Below are 16,668 nucleotides of genomic sequence, written 5' to 3' on the forward strand. Positions count from 1 at the left end.
GAAAAGGTCCTTGCTTTTAAACATGTGGAAATTCAGAGCACTCTATGTGATTGCGATTCCCGGGATCTTGTATTTTATTATTTTCAAGTACTTGCCGTTGGCTGGTTCAGTTATTGCGTTTCAGAACTACAATATTTTTAAAGGCTTTACAGGCAGTGAATGGGTGGGACTCGAGCACTTTAGGACGATGTTCCAATACCAGGATTTCGGAAGAATCTTGAGCAATACAATTCTGCTAGGCTTGTATGATCTTATATTCGCCTTTCCGGCTCCAATATTGCTTGCGCTTCTGCTGAATGAAATTCGGCTTGTGTTTTACAAACGGTTTTTGCAAACGGTGGTTTATATGCCCCATTTCCTATCTTGGGTAATTGTCAGCGGTATCGCCTTGGGTATCCTCTCCCCAGGAACAGGGATTGTGAATCAGGCTTTACAAGCTTTCGGCTTTGAACCGATTTATTTTCTTGGTGAAAATTCATACATTCGCACGATTTTGATCAGTTCCGGTATCTGGAGGGATTCCGGGTACGGTACGATCATTTATCTGGCCGCGTTGGCAGGAATAAACCCAGATCTTTATGAGGCTGCTGAAGTAGACGGAGCCGGGCGCTGGAAACAAACCTTAGCCATTACACTGCCGTCTCTGATACCGACGATTATGATTTTGTTCCTTCTCCATATCGGGAGATTTCTTGATCTTGGCTTCGAGCGGGTATGGGTATTCCTGAACGCGCTTAATACCGGGAACGGGGAGATTCTGGACACTTATATCTATAAGGCGGGGCTGCTGTCTCAGCAATACAGCTATACAACAGCAGTGGGGCTATTCAAGTCGGTAGTTGGACTCATTCTGGTGCTCATCGGCAACATTTTGAGCAAAAAAACAACCGGTGAATCGCTGTATTAATCGCTCTTTATGGAGGTAGGGATGATGAGAGTACGCTATACTCGCGGCCAGAATCTATTTAATGTGTTCAATCTTTTGTTTCTGACCGCTCTCGCTTTGGCTATGTTTCTGCCGTTTCTGAATGTGATTGCCCAGTCCTTTAGCAGCTCTGAAGCAATTATTAATGGCAGGGTAGGCTTGCTGCCAAAGGAATTTACCGCGATCAATTATCAGTACGTTTTCAGCGATCATTCCATTTGGCGGGCGTTCGGTGTCTCCGTCTATATTACGGTACTGGGAACCGCCATTAATCTGATTGCGACAGCTTCTCTCGCTTATCCGGTGTCGCGGCCGGAATTCGTAGGACGTAAATACATCGTCATGATGGTATTGTTCACTATGGTATTCAGTGCCCCTCTTATTCCAAACTTTATCCTGATCAAAAATTTGGGGCTTATGAACTCCTTATGGGCACTTATGATTCCGGGGGCCATCAGCGCATTTAACTTTTTCGTGATGAGAAGCTTCTTTATGCAGCTGCCTCAGGAGCTGATAGATTCCTCCAGAATCGATGGGTGTGGCGAGCTGCGGATCATAGTCAATATGGTACTGCCGTTGTCCAAACCGGTAATGGCCTCATTGGGGATTTTTTACGCCGTCGGGCACTGGAATACGTACATGAGCGCTCTGTATTATATCAACAAGCCGTCATTATGGCCTCTGCAAGTGATGTTGAAGAAGCTCTTCGAGACGGACGATATCAGCATTGATCCGGCTTCCTCAGTTTATAGCTCTTTGGCCCACACCTCACCTGAGGGCATCAAAATGGCTGTTATCATTGTCGCTACTATTCCGATTATCATGATTTATCCGTTTCTTCAACGCCATTTCGTTAAAGGAATGATGGTCGGATCCGTCAAATCCTGATCTATCATAGTGTGGTAGAATAGGAACGCGTTAAGCGAGACGAATCGGAAGGTGGTATCCATGGATGAGATGTGTATTAATCGTAGACGACGAGCCCATGATTCGAAAGGGACTTTCTATCATGATCCAGCAATGCGGCGAGCATCCGTATAACATTAAGCTGGCCCAGAATGGCGAAGAGGCAATCCAGCTCATTATGGAGGAGCAGCCGGATTTTCTTTTTACAGATATCCGTATGCCCAAGGTAGACGGACTGGAGCTGTGCCGGCGGCTGTCGGAGATGGAGACGGATATTCAGACTGTTGTCATCTCGGGTTATGGGGATTTTGAATACGCCCGCCAATGCGTGTCCTATGGAGTGAAAGAATATCTCCTGAAACCCGTGAGCAAAGGGAACCTTCAAAATGTGATCGCCAAACTGGAAGCGCATAGAGAGAAGTTAGAGAGTTTTGTCTCTGTCGCTAAGCTCGATGAATGGGTCGTGCGTATGGATGATGCCATCTGGACCTTGGATAAAGAAAGGCTGTACCTTGTACTGAAGGAATGGGAAACTGACTTCCTCCAGCGTAAGATGAGCCGAATTCAGCAAAAAGAGCTTCTGGAAGAGGGCTATGCTTTACTCGTGAAGAAGCTGCTTGTCAATTCAGTTACACCCGGTAAAAGCCTGTTAGACTTGTCCGCAGCAGCTGGACCTGAGCAGTTATTTCACTGCTTCGCAGAAGCGTCAGCAGCTATATTGGAAGAGCTTCGTAGAAAGCGCAAGGGTAAAGCGAAGGATCCGATAGAGGAAGCTAAAGCATTTATTGAAAAGCATCTCGCCCAGGAAGTATCGCTGGAAGAAGTGGCGGAAGTGCTTGGGCTAAATGCCTCTTATTTCAGCCAGATGTTTAAGCACTCAACAGGAGAGACCTTTGTACATTACCGCATAAAACGCAGGATGGAGAAGGCCAAAAGATTACTTGCCGATGCAAGCTATCGGATCACCGATATTTCCTATGAAGTCGGGTATGCAGACCATCCTCATTTTACGAAGACGTTCAAAAAGTTCACCGGGCTGGCTCCTTCTGAGTACCGCAACCAGCTGGGGATCGATTGATGAGAAAGAGTCTGTCGAACAAGCTGTTTGCCTCCTTTCTGACCGTCATTCTTCTATCCTTGTCCATGGTTGGATTTATCTCTTATTTTCAGGCTTCGGCTGAGCTGGATAAGTCTTCTGAGAAGTCCATTGCTCAAGTCATCAGAAGTGCGTCTTATCAAACGGATCTGTATTTGCAAAATTATGAAAAGGCTAGCGATTCCATCCTGTCCTACAATCAAGTCAAGGAGTTCTTGGATATGGACCCGGAGGATAGCTTCTCCTACTATCAATATACGAATGACATTCAGAAGTATTTGTTTCGTTCTTTGTTTATTCTGTATCCCCAGATTAATCTGATGTACGTCATCGGTGAACACGGCAAGGCCATTAGCGATGATAACTCCTATCAGGCACATAGCCTGCAGTTTCATCCTCAGGAACGCTACCGTTTCTTAAGCGAACATACGCCGGAGAGCGGCCGCATCACCATTCTCAACACGAATGTGATGAATGAAGGGGATAAGAACATTATTACGATGGTCCGCCGAATCAGAGGGGTCTCTTCCTATCGTCCCAAAGGTATAGTCGCCATTGAATTTAAGGCTGAGGATCTGGCCCGTATATGGGAACCTCTTGATCTGGGACAGGGCGGGTCCTATTTTATCATGGACGAATTCGGCAAGCTCCTTTACCGGGCGGAAGGGAATAATAACCACCCTGGGTTATCTGCTGAGCACATTCAGAACGTATTTCAACACCCAAATGACTCTGTGGTGGAAAAAGTAGACGGGAAAGAGTATTTGTTCGTGTCGAGAAAATCCGAATATTCCAAATGGCAGCTTGTAGTATCCATACCCGTTGGTGAGCTGCGCAAGCCTATTTCTACCATTCGTACGACCACGCTGGTGGTGGGAGTTCTCACGCTTGTCGGCACACTGCTCCTTGCAGCCTGGTTCGGACGATCCATCACGAAGCCCATCCTGATTCTTAAGGAGGGCATGAGGGAGACGGAAAAAGGCAAGTGGCGCAGGCTTGAGATGAACGGCCGTCAGGATGAACTGGGGGGATTGATGCGCAGCTACAATCTCATGGTGACCCGGCTGTCCGAAATGATTGAGCGGGTATACGAAGCGGAGCTTACCACCCAGAAGGAGGCTCTGGAGCGTCATCAAGCTGAATTCCAGGCACTCCAGCTGCAGATTAATCCGCACTATCTATATAACACATTAGAGACTATCAAATGTTATGCGGTCGTTCAGGATTCGGATGAAATCACAGAAATAGTGGAGGCCATGGCATTCATGCTTCGCTACTCCATCCAAACTAATCTGGAGGAAATTACGATTGCCAATGAGCTTAATCATGTACTGAGCTACATGACGATTCTCAAGCACCGGATCGGCAGGGAGTTCGAAATTGACGTAGTGATTCCGCCGACGCTGCTACTGGCTAAGATGGTCAGGCTTACACTTCAGCCCTTGATCGAAAATATTTTTCAGCATGCGTTTCCCGAGGGAATTGAAGACAAGCACTATATTAGAATCGACGCCAGAAAAGAGGGAGATCGTTTTCTAGTTCTTGTAGAGGATAACGGCGCAGGGATGTCCCGCGAACGGCTTGATAAGCTTCGTGAGAAGCTGAATCTGAATCAGCTGGCGGATACGGAAGGAGACTCCCTCTATCATAGAGGTGGAATCGGGCTCATGAACGTGCACCGGAGAATTCAAATGGTGTTCGGTGAACAATACGGATTAAGTGTCGAAAGCGTGGAGAATGAGGGAACCCGGTTGATCTTATCCATGCCTGCGGAGTGAGGAAAAAGATGTTTTCAGAAAAAATTACTATTAGGAGGAAATAGGCAATGAAAATTGATTTGACTGGTAAAATTGCGCTTGTTACAGGGTCCAATGCAGGGATAGGCCGACAAATCTTGGAGACTTTGGCTGCTTCCGGCGCCAAAGTGGCGGTAAACTATTTGTTCGGTTCTGCGGAGGAGACGGTGGACGCGATCCGTCAGGCCGGAGGAGAAGCTTATGCTTTTCAGGCAGACGCAACAAGTCCTGCCCAATTGGATAATATGGTGAAGGAAATTGAGGAGCATTTCGGCGGAACCATCGATATTCTCGTCAACAATGCAGGCGGCATGATCAATCGGGTTCCCAATACTGAAATGAACGAAGAGCATTACAACAAGGTGATGGACGTCAATTTTAAATCATGCGTGTTTGCCTGCAAAGCCGTATCCGCAGGAATGATTGCCAAGAAAAGCGGTAAAATCATCAATGTATCTTCCCTTGCGGCCCATGACGGCGGCGGACCGGGGGCTTCCATTTATGCAGCGGGCAAAGCTGCGGTATGGTCTTATACCAAGGGACTTGCCAAGGAGCTGAGTCCTCACGGGATTAATGTAAACGCTATCTCTCCTGGATTTATCGGTCAGACCGCTTTCCATGCTACCTTTACTGCGGATGCGGCAAGACAGGCAACGATTGCGAAGATTCCGCTGGGCCGGGAAGGTGCTCCACAGGATGTGAGCAATGTGGCACTCTTCCTCGCTTCAGAGCTGTCGGATTATCTGACAGGCGAAATTATTGAAATTAACGGAGGCTTGTTCATGCGATGATGAACCTTAAGGAGAAAGCAGATACTTTTTCCTGGGTTGGTCTTGAGGTGGATAAATTGAAAATGGAGCTGGATCCCTTCCGGAGAGAAGAGATTCTGCTCCCGACAGAACCTGGTGGCTGGTGGCACCAATATGTATGTCCCCAGCATCATACTGAGCTAATCTTCGATGTTATGGAGCAAGATGCGGTTGTCTTTTCTTGCCCGAAGGGCTGCAAGCTGGAAGGTGAGCCCTACCGGGGAGCATGGCTGGTATACCGGCATCAGGCAATGGCGCGATACGCGCTGCAAGCTGCCGTGGTATTCGCCGCAGACGGAGAAGAATTCTACAGCAGCTTAGCCCGGAAGATTCTTGTCGGTTATGCGGAGCAGTTTCCTTTGTATCCGGTTCATCCCGATGCTCAACCCTGGATGCTTAGTGGCCGTGCCTTTCATCAGGCGCTGACAGAGGCTATCTGGTCCACTACGCTTATTCGGGCCTATCTGCTGCTTGTGGATCATGGAGTAACGTTCACTGGGGAGGAAGAGGTAAAGCTGCAAGTGTTCTTCACGATGCTGGAGGAGAGTATGGAGCAATACCGCCACATCCTCATTTACGAGAAGAAGAATGCAGAGAACAATTATACCGCATGGCTGAATGCTAGCCTGGCTTGTGTATATGCCGCCAAAGGTACCAGAGAAAAGCTTGCTTCTTTGCTGGAGGGAGAAGGCGGATTCTATCATCATCTGTCCATTGGCGTGAAGCCAGATGGTTTTGAATTTGAAGGCAGCACGTACTACCATATTTTTGTATTGCGGGCTTATCTCATAGCAGACGAGATGTACGGGCGCTTCGGGATTGACCTCTATGCTGCCAAAGGAGAACAGGGACAATCCATCCGTGGCATGTTTCAGTTGCTGGCAGAGCTTAGCGGCGATAACGGGGAGCTTCCAGCCGTGCATGATGGTCCTTATGCGCGCGTTCCTTTCGCCCGAGAAATTGCTGAAGTATTTGAAATAGGTATTGCGGTTTACAAAGACCCGAGTCTCCAGCCAATACTGGCGAATGCTTATAGATATCTATACGGGCAGGAATTAAGGACTGGTCTGGAGGCAGTGCTGTATGGAGCAGGTGAGAGTAAGGAACTTCAGACCAGTTACAGGGTGAGAGACTCTGTCCTACTGCCGGATTCCGGATTCGCCGTGCTCCGCCACCCGGGCAATCCGCTGTCCGTGCTGGCGGATTTCGGAGAGCATGGCGGATCACATGGACATTTCGACAAGCTTCATATCACGATTATGCACCGATGGGGCGAGGTTGCTCCCGAGCTGGGTATGGTTCCTTATGGATCTGTTTTGCGCAAGGAATGGTATTCCGAAACTGCGAGCCATAACACGGTCACCATCGGAGGTCGTTCCCAAGCTCCACATACCGGAAGCTGCTGTCAATTTCGCCAGGAAGGCAACGCTACGTACTTATGGATTCGTTCAGACAGCGCCTATGAAGGAGCTGTTCTAGAGCGGCATCTTGTATTGGCCGACGGTTGGCTGCTGGATTGGTTTCATGTTGAGCAAGTAACGGAGCGGAGTCAGGAAGTAGACTTATGGTTCCATCCGACGGGACATTTGCTGTTACCGTTCGACCCTCACCGTGTCCAGACGGACTCTCCGACAGTCCTTGGTCTGGAAGCTGGTTATGGCTCAGTAGAAGTACTGTCCGCAATGAAAAATGAGACGGACTGCCCGTTAAATACGGAGTGGAATATCCGTTATGATGGAGTGAGCACCGGCCGGGAGTATGAAGTATCCTCGAGTACTCTACTGGCGCCTGGCTCCACTATGTATGAAATCCGCACACCGGGTAATGCCGAAGACCCGAGTAGATTGCTACGAGGTATTATGCTTCAGCACAAAGGCCCGTCGGTTGATTTTATTACGGTTTATCGGGACGGTCACGAACCTGCTGTACTGAAGCTAGTGAGTCAGGTGGGCGAACCGCCCCGAATCCAAATAGCAACAACTGGGCAAGCAGTGGTGTATTGCCTTGACCCTAAAGCGGGACTGATTCAGGAAAAGTCCCGGAATACGGAGGAGTAGAGATGTTAGAACCTTTATTTCAACCTACCAGCGGTGTACTCGATCTGTCGTATGGGCCAGATGAACATATAGATGTTGGAGAGAATCCTCCGCGGTTTACTTGGATGCCTGCTTGTCTGGAAGAGAGCATGTATGAGCTGCAGATCTCCTCAAAAACTGAATTTGAGTCTGAAGATACGTTGACCTACAGTAGAATTCCCTATAATTTGTTTACCCCGGATAAGCCGTTGGCGCCCGGCTCGTATTATTGGCGATACAGTCTTATCGGGGAGAAAGATATCCGTTCCGAGTGGAGTAAAGTAAGAGCTTTTGTGGTGGAGGATGAATTGCCGCTAACGCCACTGCCTTCCCGTACAGAACGATATTCAGCTGCTTCCGCCAACCATCCGCGGCTTTGGCTTCAAGCGGAGCAACTTCCGTTTTACCGGGAAGTTGTCCGCCAAGACCCGATTTCAACTGGCTGGGAAGACTTCCTGAAGCATTCCGTTCTACCCTGGACAAAGCGCGAGCTTATTCCCGAGCCTGCACCGTATCCAGATAATAAGCGTGTCGCCACACTATGGCGGCAGATGTATATGGACTGCCAGGAAGTCTTCTATGCTATCCGGCATCTTGCTATAGCTGGAGTTGTGTTGGAGGACGAGGCGCTTATCGCCAAAGCTAAAGAGTGGCTGCTTCATGCTGCAAGCTGGAACACAGATGGTACCACCAGCCGGGATTACAACGATGAATGCTCCTTTCGCATAGCCGGAGCGTTGGCATGGGGCTATGATTGGCTTCACGGCTCTCTGACGGAAGAAGAACGCCTTAAGGTAAGGCAGGCGCTACTGCGAAGAACCGGGCAGATCGCATTCCATGTCATCGAACGTTCCCGCATCCATCAAGTTCCTTATGACAGCCATGCGATCCGCTCTTTATCCTCTGTACTCGTACCCTGTTGTATTTCCATGTTGGGTGAGGAGGAGAAGGCGCAGGAATGGCTTGATTATACGCTGGAGTACTTCTCCGCCATGTATACCCCATGGGGTGGCAAAGATGGCGGGTGGGCAGAAGGTCCGATGTATTGGACCACTCAGATGGCATTCGTTACGGAGGCGCTCAATCTAATTCGCAAATACATGGCAATCAATTTCTATGACCGTCCTTTCTTTCGCAAAACAGGTGACTTTCCGCTCTATTGCTTCAGTCCGGATACCATGAGGGCCAGCTTCGGCGATCAATCGTCACTGGGAGATCCGGTCAATCTCAAGACGGGCTTCAATATCCGCCAATTCGCCGGTTTAACCGGAAATGGCCAGTACCAATGGTATTTTGAGCAAACTAAGGAACTGAACCCTGACACCCAGATGATCTTCTATAACTACGGCTGGTGGGATTTCCGGTTCGATGAGATGGTTTATCGCACAGATTATCCGCAGATTTCTTCAGAGCCACCGGTGGCTGCAGAACCTTTGAAGTGGTTTCAGGATGTGGGATGGGTGGCCATGCATCATCGGATGGAGGATCCGCAGGAACATATCATGCTGTTGACCAAGAGCAGCCGTTACGGCTCTGTGAGCCATAGCCATGGGGATCAAAACGCCTTCCTGCTGCATGCCTTCGGCGAGCCCTTGGCTATTGAAAGCGGCTATTACGTTGCATTCAACAGTACGATGCATATGCAGTGGCGCAGGCAGACCCGCTCCAAGAACGCAATTCTTATTGACGGCAAAGGCCAATATGCTGGCACGGACAAGTCGAAGAACATGGCAGCCTACGGTAAGGTGTTGAAGGCGTATAGTACGCCCGGAATCAACTACACGCAAATGGATGCCACCGAAGCCTACCGCGAGAATGTACCCTATATCAAGCGGTATGTGCGGGAAATATTTTTCTTTGATAGCGCTTACTTTGTTATCACAGACAGTGTCGAGCTGGAACGTCCGGGAAAATTGGATTGGCTGTTTCATACGCTGTATCCCATGAAGCTGAAGGATCAATCTTTTAAAGTACATGGTAAAAAAGCTCAGATGGAGGGCAGATTTGTCTATAGTTCCTCGGGAGAAATGGCACTCAGTCAAAGCAATCAATTTACAGATGTAGATCCGAAAGAATGGGAAGGGCTGCCCGAGCATTGGCATTTGACTGCCTCTACTCAAGAGGCCGTAAGCCATCGGATCGTCACTCTTCTGATTCCCCAAAAAGCAGGAAGCCGGGATTACGTATCGTACTTTATGGACGATCAGGACCATGGGGTTCATGTCTACTTTACGAATCAGGGGATTACCCACCGGGTTGAGATCCCAAAAGCTTATTAGTCTTAAGATATCTTCATTTTACGTATACACCCCATTGTACAAGGAGAGGGCTATATTATGAAAAAATGGATTGGCATCTGTCTGGCTATCGTAATGGGTGCTACCGTTATTGCAGGTTGCTCGAACAAGGACAAAGAAGAGACTGCCGGAGGCGCATCAAATACGCCGCAGAAAACTGAATTCTCGATCTCGATGCGGACGCTGGCTTTTAACTATGTTGAGAAATCACCCGACTTGAATAAGGACAAATGGGTGAAAAAGCTGGAGGAGATGACAAACACAGACTTGGATATTGTGTTGGTTCCTCATAAAGAGTTCGAGCAGAAAATGGTGCAGATGTTCGCTACTAATGATATACCGGATGTCGTTCAAGGTTCGGGCGGCGTAAATGGCAAGGAGATGGCTGGTTCTGTTGAAGCTGGTGTGTTCATGCCCTTGGATGATCTGCTGCAGCAAAACGGCCAGAACCTTTTGAAAGTAATCCCAAAGGAAGCTTGGGAGAACGTCACCTATCAAGGAAAAATTTATGCAATACCGGAGTTTCTATCCAATCCCTCCCGCCGGGCGACTTGGATTCGCAAGGACCTGCTGGATCAAACCGGCTTGCAGGTTCCAAAAACGGTCGATGAGTACTTGACTGTGTTGCGTGCCTTCAAAAAGCTGGGGATAGAGAACCCGTACATGGGCCGTCAAGACTTCAAATATGCGGATGCTTTCTTTGGCGCTTATGATGTTTTTCCGTATCTGACTATGTTCGAGGAAGTAAACGGCCAGGTTCAGCCGAAGTTTATGGATAGCGAAAATATGATGAAGGCGTTACAAACCTACAACACCATGTATACAGAGGGTTTGATCAACAAGGAATTTGCCACCATTAACCCGACCAACTACAAAAATGCGATTCTCTCAGGCAAAGCGGGCATGTGGACGATGAATGCCAACGAGCTTCTGCAGTGGGAGCAGCAACTGAAGGCTACGACGCCATCCGCCAAGCTGGAGATTATTCCTTCGCCAGTGGGACCTGATGGAAAAGGAGGCTCCTACTTGTACGGCTCCGCCACGCGCACCTACTTTATAAAGGAAGGTACGAAGAATGCTGCGGATATCGTGAAATTTTTTGACTGGATGCTGAGCGAAGAGGCAGAAACCTTCTTTACCTTTGGGATTAAGGACGAAACCTATAAGGAAGAGAACGGCAAAATCGTATACACTTCTCCTGCGGATTCCGCCGCTATAGATGAGGAGCGCTACCGCCAGTCATTCCTCTGGATGGTGCAGGATACTACTTATAATAAGGGTGTCCTTAACATGACAGAAGAAGGTAGAAGCTTGATCAATGTATACGATACTATTCTGGCTAACGAAGGCCGTGACGGAATTCAGTTCGACCCGCGGCTAGATGCCTTGGTGAAGAATCCAGACATTGCACCTAACTCGGACACGGCTCCTCCGGTACTGCTGACGCACATGGTAAAGATGGTATATGGCAAGGAACCTATCAGCGACTGGCCGAAGGTTGTGGAAGAGTGGCTTTCTAAGGGCGGCAACGAGGTCATCAAGGAAGCTACGGAAAAATATAATAACAAAGCTGGCGTCACCATGCCTCGCAGATAAACTTATCCTCCAGGGGAGTTGGAATTCAATTAAGGGCTGCCGAGAGGTAGCCTTTTTAGTTAGGGCCAGTTTACTTTAATGTAATATCCAAAGTATGGATTATATGGTAAGTTAAATGGAGACATTCTAATGAACTATATAAAAAGAAATGGAGTGATTTCATGAAGATGCGGAATTCAAAACTTTTATATTATCTTGTCTGGATCATAGTGGGGGCGCTCTTATTACATTATGGAAACTCGCTAATTAGCCATTACACTGAAGAGGCACAAAAGAACTATCAATTAGAAAATACTGTATGGATCACGGCTATTGTCCCGTTTGTCTATGGAATCTATCTGGCATTATTAGAAGGATTACCTAAAGCTTTTGTTGTTAATTGGCTTCTGTTGTTTATTGTGTTTCTTCCAAGTTTTCTTCTGCTTATGTATCCAACTTTAGTAATGTATTTTAACATTTCGAATATGGAGATCTACAAATTCGCAACCATACATGATGGAATAGTATTGGGTCTGGTTAGTGGAATGGCACTAGTTAAATCTCTAACGACAAACCGTTAACGAGATTACAGCATTGCTGTTACAGAATTATTGGAGCAGTATAAAATAGTTATATGTAAAATCACCCTTTCAATTATTTGGGTTTTATTGCAAGATATTTATGCATCATGTATTTTATTGAATAATAAGGGGGAGTGCGAATAATGTTATCATCCACAGAGCTTAGCAAGCTGAACGAAGTGAATTACAGGGAGGACCGTTTAGAGGTAGTTAATCATTTTTATGAGGATCTCTGTGATAAAAAAGTAGTCGATGGTTATATTTATTCTCTAAGTCGTTACGGGAAAATCTTTGCTAGTGCTGCCGGAGGACGTTTCAGTTACGAAGAAGAAAGCACCCAAGAAATGAAAACGGATACAATTTTTCGTGTTGCTTCAATTACGAAGCTGTTTACGGCGACAGCGATTTGGCAGCTTGCGGATGATGGTAAGATTTTTATGGGGCAGCCTGTGAGTTCTATTCTTCCAGAGTTTGATGCCGACCCTTTTAAGCCGATTACCATTGCACATTTACTGACTCATACCTCTGGCATCGCTCCTGATCCTGGCACTATAAGTGATACTTACTATAAAAGTGCATGGTGGTATATTTTTGAATCAGAGCTTGGAAAAGAAAACTGGATTAAAGCCGGTCTATCTAAAGGGATTCATTTTCCGGTAGGGACTCAATGGATGTATTCATCGTTTGGATACGCGATTTTGGGCGCAATTATCGAGAAAATAACAGGTGTTTTTGCAGAAAAATACATAATGGACCACATTGTAAAACCGTTAGGCATGAAAGATACCTTCTTTGATATACCAGCAGAAAAAGCTGGTAGGATCGCCATTCGTTCGGAAAGGGCTAAGGAATATCTTCAGAAGCTGCAAAACGGGGAAATTACGGATGCGGGACAAAGGTCTGAGGAAGAAATCAACGTTCCCGAAACTGGTGGTGGGTTATATTCCACAGTTGCTGATCTGCAAAAGTTCGGAATTATGCTGCTTAATCAAGGGCAATACGAAGGGAGTCATATCTTAAGCCGAATGGCTGTACAAAGAATGACCAAGCGGTTTAATTCTGAGAAAATTCCAAACTACGCATGGGGAGATGCAGGAGCGGATCGACCATACGGACTGGGACCAGACCTTCGCTATAATGTGAGTACTTCTTACTCTGAAGGCACTTTTTTTCACGAAGGGGCTGGGGCCTGTGCCTTATTCGTTGACCCGGTTGAAAAGCTGATTGCCGTTTGGTATCTTCCTTTTCACAAAGGGGTATGGGACGGTAGAGCGGTATTTGGCACCCACAATGTGATCTGGTCCGGACTCGAATAAGAAAAAGACTTTTTTTATGTGATATCTATAGATAGGCAGGATGTGACTTATGTTTGAGATGATAAAGCACCGCTTTCGCATTATGAGGGCGGTTGCTTTTGTTACTTATAAGGAATGGAGTGCGTACAGGACGCATTCGATGGTTTCTATTTTTGTAGGCCCAGTGTACTTTTTAGTGCAGTATTATATATGGAGCGCTGTTTATAGCGGGGAATCTTATATCAACGGGATGTCACTCTCCCAAATGCTTTCCTATTTTTGTGCTACGATGTTGATCAACTATTTGACGATGGATTTTGCCGATTGGAATTTACAAATGCTTATTCGCACCGGGAAATTCATTACGTTTTCGTTAAGACCGCTAAATCATATGTTCTTTGCTTTGTCTCAGAAGGCAGGGCATAGGGTACTTGGGCTTTTATTTGAATTTTTACCCTGCTTTATGATCTTTTTCTTTATTTTTCATATTGATGTCTTACCTGCAAATTTACTATACGCGATTCTTTCGATAGCTATGGCGTTTATGATGAATTTTTTCATTCATTATAGTATTGGAATGGTCGCTTTTTGGATGGTGCAATCCTCTAGTATTCGTAATTTTTTTAATCTTTGCGAAGGGATATTTTCAGGATCGCTGATTCCATTAGTATTTTTCCCAAAATCCTTACAAATGGCGTCCTTTTTCTTACCCTTTCAATACACGGCCTTTCTTCCTGCAATGGTCTATACAGGTAGCTATACTTTAGCGGATATAACCTTACCTATTCCTCAAGTGTTATTGCTGCAGCTCATAGCGGTAATTATTGCCGGAGTTGTCTGCCGGGTGCTGTATGCGGTGTCGCTTAAGCATTTTACGGGGGTGGGCGCATGAAACGTATGTATCAAATATATAAAACCTGCATGAAGGCGAATATTGCTTCTGCTATCACTTATCGTGTTAATTTTATTCTTAATAGTCTTATCATGCTCATAGGGAATGTGCTGTTTCCTCTAGTAACGGTATTCATTTATAATTCGAATGCTTCATTTGCAGGTTGGACCTTTAAAGAGGCGCTGTTGATTCAATCCGTTTTTATTCTGTCTACGGCTTGTGCCGGGATTTTTTTTAACGGAATTATGTGGAATACGATGTCTCATGTTGTAGAAGGGACTTTGGAAGTGGTATTAATTAAACCGACCTCGAGCCTTTTTCTGCTGTTGGCCAGATCTTTTGAGTTCGAAAGTATCGGGCTTTTAGGCGGAGGAGTAATCATGTTCGTATACGCACTTAGCGGAATCGATGGGATGACCATCGGCTCTTGGTTATTGTTCCTGTTGTTGTTTGGCGCAGGGCTGCTTGTTATGTTCGGCGTGGCGCTTATTGTGGCAGCGATTTCCTTCAAATGGGTAGCGAATTCCCGCTTGCCGGAGATGTTTGAGAGCATTAAGTCTTTTGGACGTTATCCAGGGACGATTTTTCCTAAAGCAGTCGTAGCCGTGAGTTCTTTTCTGTTTCCGGTTTCCATGATTGCTTACTTTCCAGCATCTACACTGATTGGCCGATGGGAACCCTATTTTTTTATAGCGATTATCCCTTGTGTGTTATTTGCTGCCTTCGGAATTTGGCTCTATACATACATGCTTCGCAGTTACAAAAGCGCTGGAGGATAAAAGATTAGTTTAGCTCTAAGAAGGAGAATTTCACTTGGACATTATTACCGTCAAGAACTTAACCAAGCAATATGAAACCTATCACCGTGGACAAGATGCAAAAAGCGTATTTAAAAGTCTGTTTCACCGTGAAAAATCGATCATTACCTCTGTAGAAGATCTTTCGTTCAGTGTTGGAAAAGGAGAAGTCATTGGCATTCTGGGTCCAAACGGTGCGGGGAAATCTACGACTATTAAAATGCTGACAGGCGTCCTTTATCCTACCTCGGGCGAAATAAATGTTCTAGGGTACAACCCTCATAAGCAGAAAAATCAATATGTAAAACAAATCGGGGTATTGTTCGGACAGAAATCGCAGTTAATATGGGACATACCCCCTTTGGATAGCTTTTATATGAACAAGGAAATCTATGATATTCCTACGAACGACTTTCGTACAAGACTAGACCGATTTGTAAACATGTTTGAGATTGGCGATATTATCACTAAACCCACACGCACCCTTTCCCTGGGAGAACGAATGAAATGCGAGTTTATTATGGCGATGCTTCATTCACCACCTGTGGTTTTTTTGGATGAGCCGACGATCGGGCTGGATGTGATAGCTAAACAAAGAATCAGAGAATTCATTAAGCAAATGAATCAGGAAGGCACCACATTTATTCTGACAACACATGACTTGGAAGATGTAGAGCGTTTGGTTCAAAGAGTACTTATAATTCATCAAGGGAAAAAAGTATATGACGACAAGTTTTCTGAACTTCGACTGCATCTGGGCGCCAAAAAAGTAGTTAGGCTTTCAGCCGCCACAACTATTGGAGATATTGATCTGCCTGGGACTCTGATATCGGAAAGAATATCGGATTACGAAGTGGAGCTGCTGATCGATACCGAGCAATGTAAAATGGGCGAGTTTCTGCATATTCTTAGCGAAAAGGTAGAGATCCTTGATATATCTATTAAGGAGATTCCCATTGAAAAAATCATCAGCTCCATTTATGAGATGGATACGGGAGAGCATATTCAAGCTTGAGAACGGATCATCTGCAGATTTAGATCGAGCATGGACCATAACTTTTCAGTGATCTCTTTTGCAGAGCAAGGATTACTATGAGTAAACCACCATTCAATCACTCCGACAGTCGCCGAACTCAAAAATTGCACAGATATATTTTTACTCAGCTCATCCAGGTTAAAATTGTTTTCTAAAAATTGTACCTTAATCTGCTCATTTATCATTTCTTGTAATTGGTTTCTAAAGGAGAGTAAAGCTTTGTTTCTTAATAAAGTCTTATAAAAGAGAGCATTCTCCTCCAATTGTTCCAGCGTGCGGAGCAATGACGCCTTCGAGGGATTAGGTTCGGTTTCATCCTCCACTGCGGAGCAGCTTTCGATTAGTTGCCGGAGCTGAGCCTCCAGACATTTATCCATCAGATCGTATTTATCCGCATAATGGGAATAAATCGTTCCGCGGTTTACATCAGCGCGCTCTGCGATTTCGTTGATCGTTATTTTTTCAAAATCTTTTTCAGCCATCAGTTGAATTAATGCATTCATGATGGCTGTTTGGTTTTTTTTAATTCTTCTGTCCATGGTAAGACTCCCTTTTTATTAAACAATGTATTGTATTCTGTTGAAAAAT

The 16,668-nt window shown here is 45.9% G+C and carries 14 protein-coding genes; 13 read left to right on the plus strand and 1 reads right to left on the minus strand.

Annotated elements, in window-relative coordinates; all coding sequences use genetic code 11:
- The first annotated feature begins 22 nt into the window (after nt 1-22).
- The 13 genes from MHH46_RS10535 (at nt 23) to MHH46_RS10595 (ending at nt 16,059) form a co-directional block, all read left to right on the plus strand.
- On the plus strand, nt 23-907 hold the full coding sequence (locus MHH46_RS10535) for a sugar ABC transporter permease (RefSeq protein WP_248549251.1): 885 nt from the start codon (nt 23-25) through the stop codon (nt 905-907).
- A 21-nt stretch (nt 908-928) separates the two neighbouring features.
- On the plus strand, nt 929-1,813 hold the full coding sequence (locus MHH46_RS10540; RefSeq protein WP_139329962.1) for a carbohydrate ABC transporter permease: 885 nt from the start codon (nt 929-931) through the stop codon (nt 1,811-1,813).
- Nucleotides 1,814-1,877: 64 nt separating this feature from the next.
- Complete coding sequence (locus MHH46_RS10545; protein ID WP_076130132.1) at nt 1,878-2,909, plus strand: response regulator; 1,032 nt, start codon at nt 1,878-1,880, stop codon at nt 2,907-2,909.
- Entirely contained in the window at nt 2,909-4,705 is a 1,797-nt protein-coding gene (locus MHH46_RS10550) for a sensor histidine kinase (protein ID WP_076130133.1), read from the plus strand. Before MHH46_RS10545 ends, MHH46_RS10550 begins: the two co-directional genes overlap by 1 nt.
- 47 nt (nt 4,706-4,752) lie before the next feature.
- Nucleotides 4,753-5,514: an SDR family NAD(P)-dependent oxidoreductase gene (locus MHH46_RS10555; RefSeq protein ID WP_076130134.1), complete on the plus strand. Its 762-nt coding sequence runs from the start codon at nt 4,753-4,755 to the stop codon at nt 5,512-5,514.
- The gene (locus tag MHH46_RS10560; protein ID WP_076191361.1) at nt 5,511-7,589 is read left to right on the plus strand and encodes a heparinase II/III family protein; all 2,079 of its coding nucleotides are present in this window, start codon (nt 5,511-5,513) and stop codon (nt 7,587-7,589) included. Before MHH46_RS10555 ends, MHH46_RS10560 begins: the two co-directional genes overlap by 4 nt.
- Nucleotides 7,590-7,591: 2 nt before the next feature.
- Nucleotides 7,592-9,886: a DUF4962 domain-containing protein gene (locus MHH46_RS10565; RefSeq protein ID WP_076191363.1), complete on the plus strand. Its 2,295-nt coding sequence runs from the start codon at nt 7,592-7,594 to the stop codon at nt 9,884-9,886.
- A 57-nt stretch (nt 9,887-9,943) separates the two neighbouring features.
- A complete protein-coding gene (locus tag MHH46_RS10570; protein WP_076191366.1) occupies nt 9,944-11,500 on the plus strand; it encodes an extracellular solute-binding protein in 1,557 nt (518 codons plus the stop codon).
- Between the two features lie 161 nt (nt 11,501-11,661).
- Nucleotides 11,662-12,060 carry a hypothetical protein gene (locus MHH46_RS10575; protein WP_076191368.1) on the plus strand — a complete coding sequence of 133 codons (399 nt, stop codon included), beginning with the start codon at nt 11,662-11,664 and terminating at the stop codon, nt 12,058-12,060.
- A gap of 143 nt (nt 12,061-12,203) precedes the next feature.
- Complete coding sequence (locus tag MHH46_RS10580) at nt 12,204-13,376, plus strand: serine hydrolase (RefSeq protein ID WP_076191371.1); 1,173 nt, start codon at nt 12,204-12,206, stop codon at nt 13,374-13,376.
- A gap of 49 nt (nt 13,377-13,425) precedes the next feature.
- Nucleotides 13,426-14,247, plus strand: a complete 822-nt coding sequence (locus MHH46_RS10585; protein ID WP_076191374.1) for an ABC-2 family transporter protein — start codon at nt 13,426-13,428, stop codon at nt 14,245-14,247.
- Nucleotides 14,244-15,026 carry an ABC transporter permease gene (locus tag MHH46_RS10590; protein ID WP_036689373.1) on the plus strand — a complete coding sequence of 261 codons (783 nt, stop codon included), beginning with the start codon at nt 14,244-14,246 and terminating at the stop codon, nt 15,024-15,026. The genes MHH46_RS10585 and MHH46_RS10590 overlap by 4 nt, the downstream gene beginning before the upstream one ends.
- A 34-nt stretch (nt 15,027-15,060) precedes the next feature.
- Nucleotides 15,061-16,059, plus strand: coding sequence for an ATP-binding cassette domain-containing protein (locus MHH46_RS10595; RefSeq protein WP_256717187.1), 999 nt, complete (start codon nt 15,061-15,063; stop codon nt 16,057-16,059).
- Here the strand turns inward: MHH46_RS10595 and MHH46_RS10600 are convergent.
- The gene (locus tag MHH46_RS10600) at nt 16,050-16,619 is read right to left on the minus strand and encodes a TetR/AcrR family transcriptional regulator (protein WP_076191376.1); all 570 of its coding nucleotides are present in this window, start codon (nt 16,617-16,619) and stop codon (nt 16,050-16,052) included. The two genes, MHH46_RS10595 and MHH46_RS10600, sit on opposite strands and share 10 nt — an antisense overlap.
- Nucleotides 16,620-16,668: the final 49 nt, after the last annotated feature.

Origin of the sequence: Paenibacillus sp. FSL H8-0175 (genome assembly GCF_045040615.1) — a bacterium.
Taxonomy (GTDB): domain Bacteria; phylum Bacillota; class Bacilli; order Paenibacillales; family Paenibacillaceae; genus Paenibacillus_AQ; species Paenibacillus_AQ odorifer.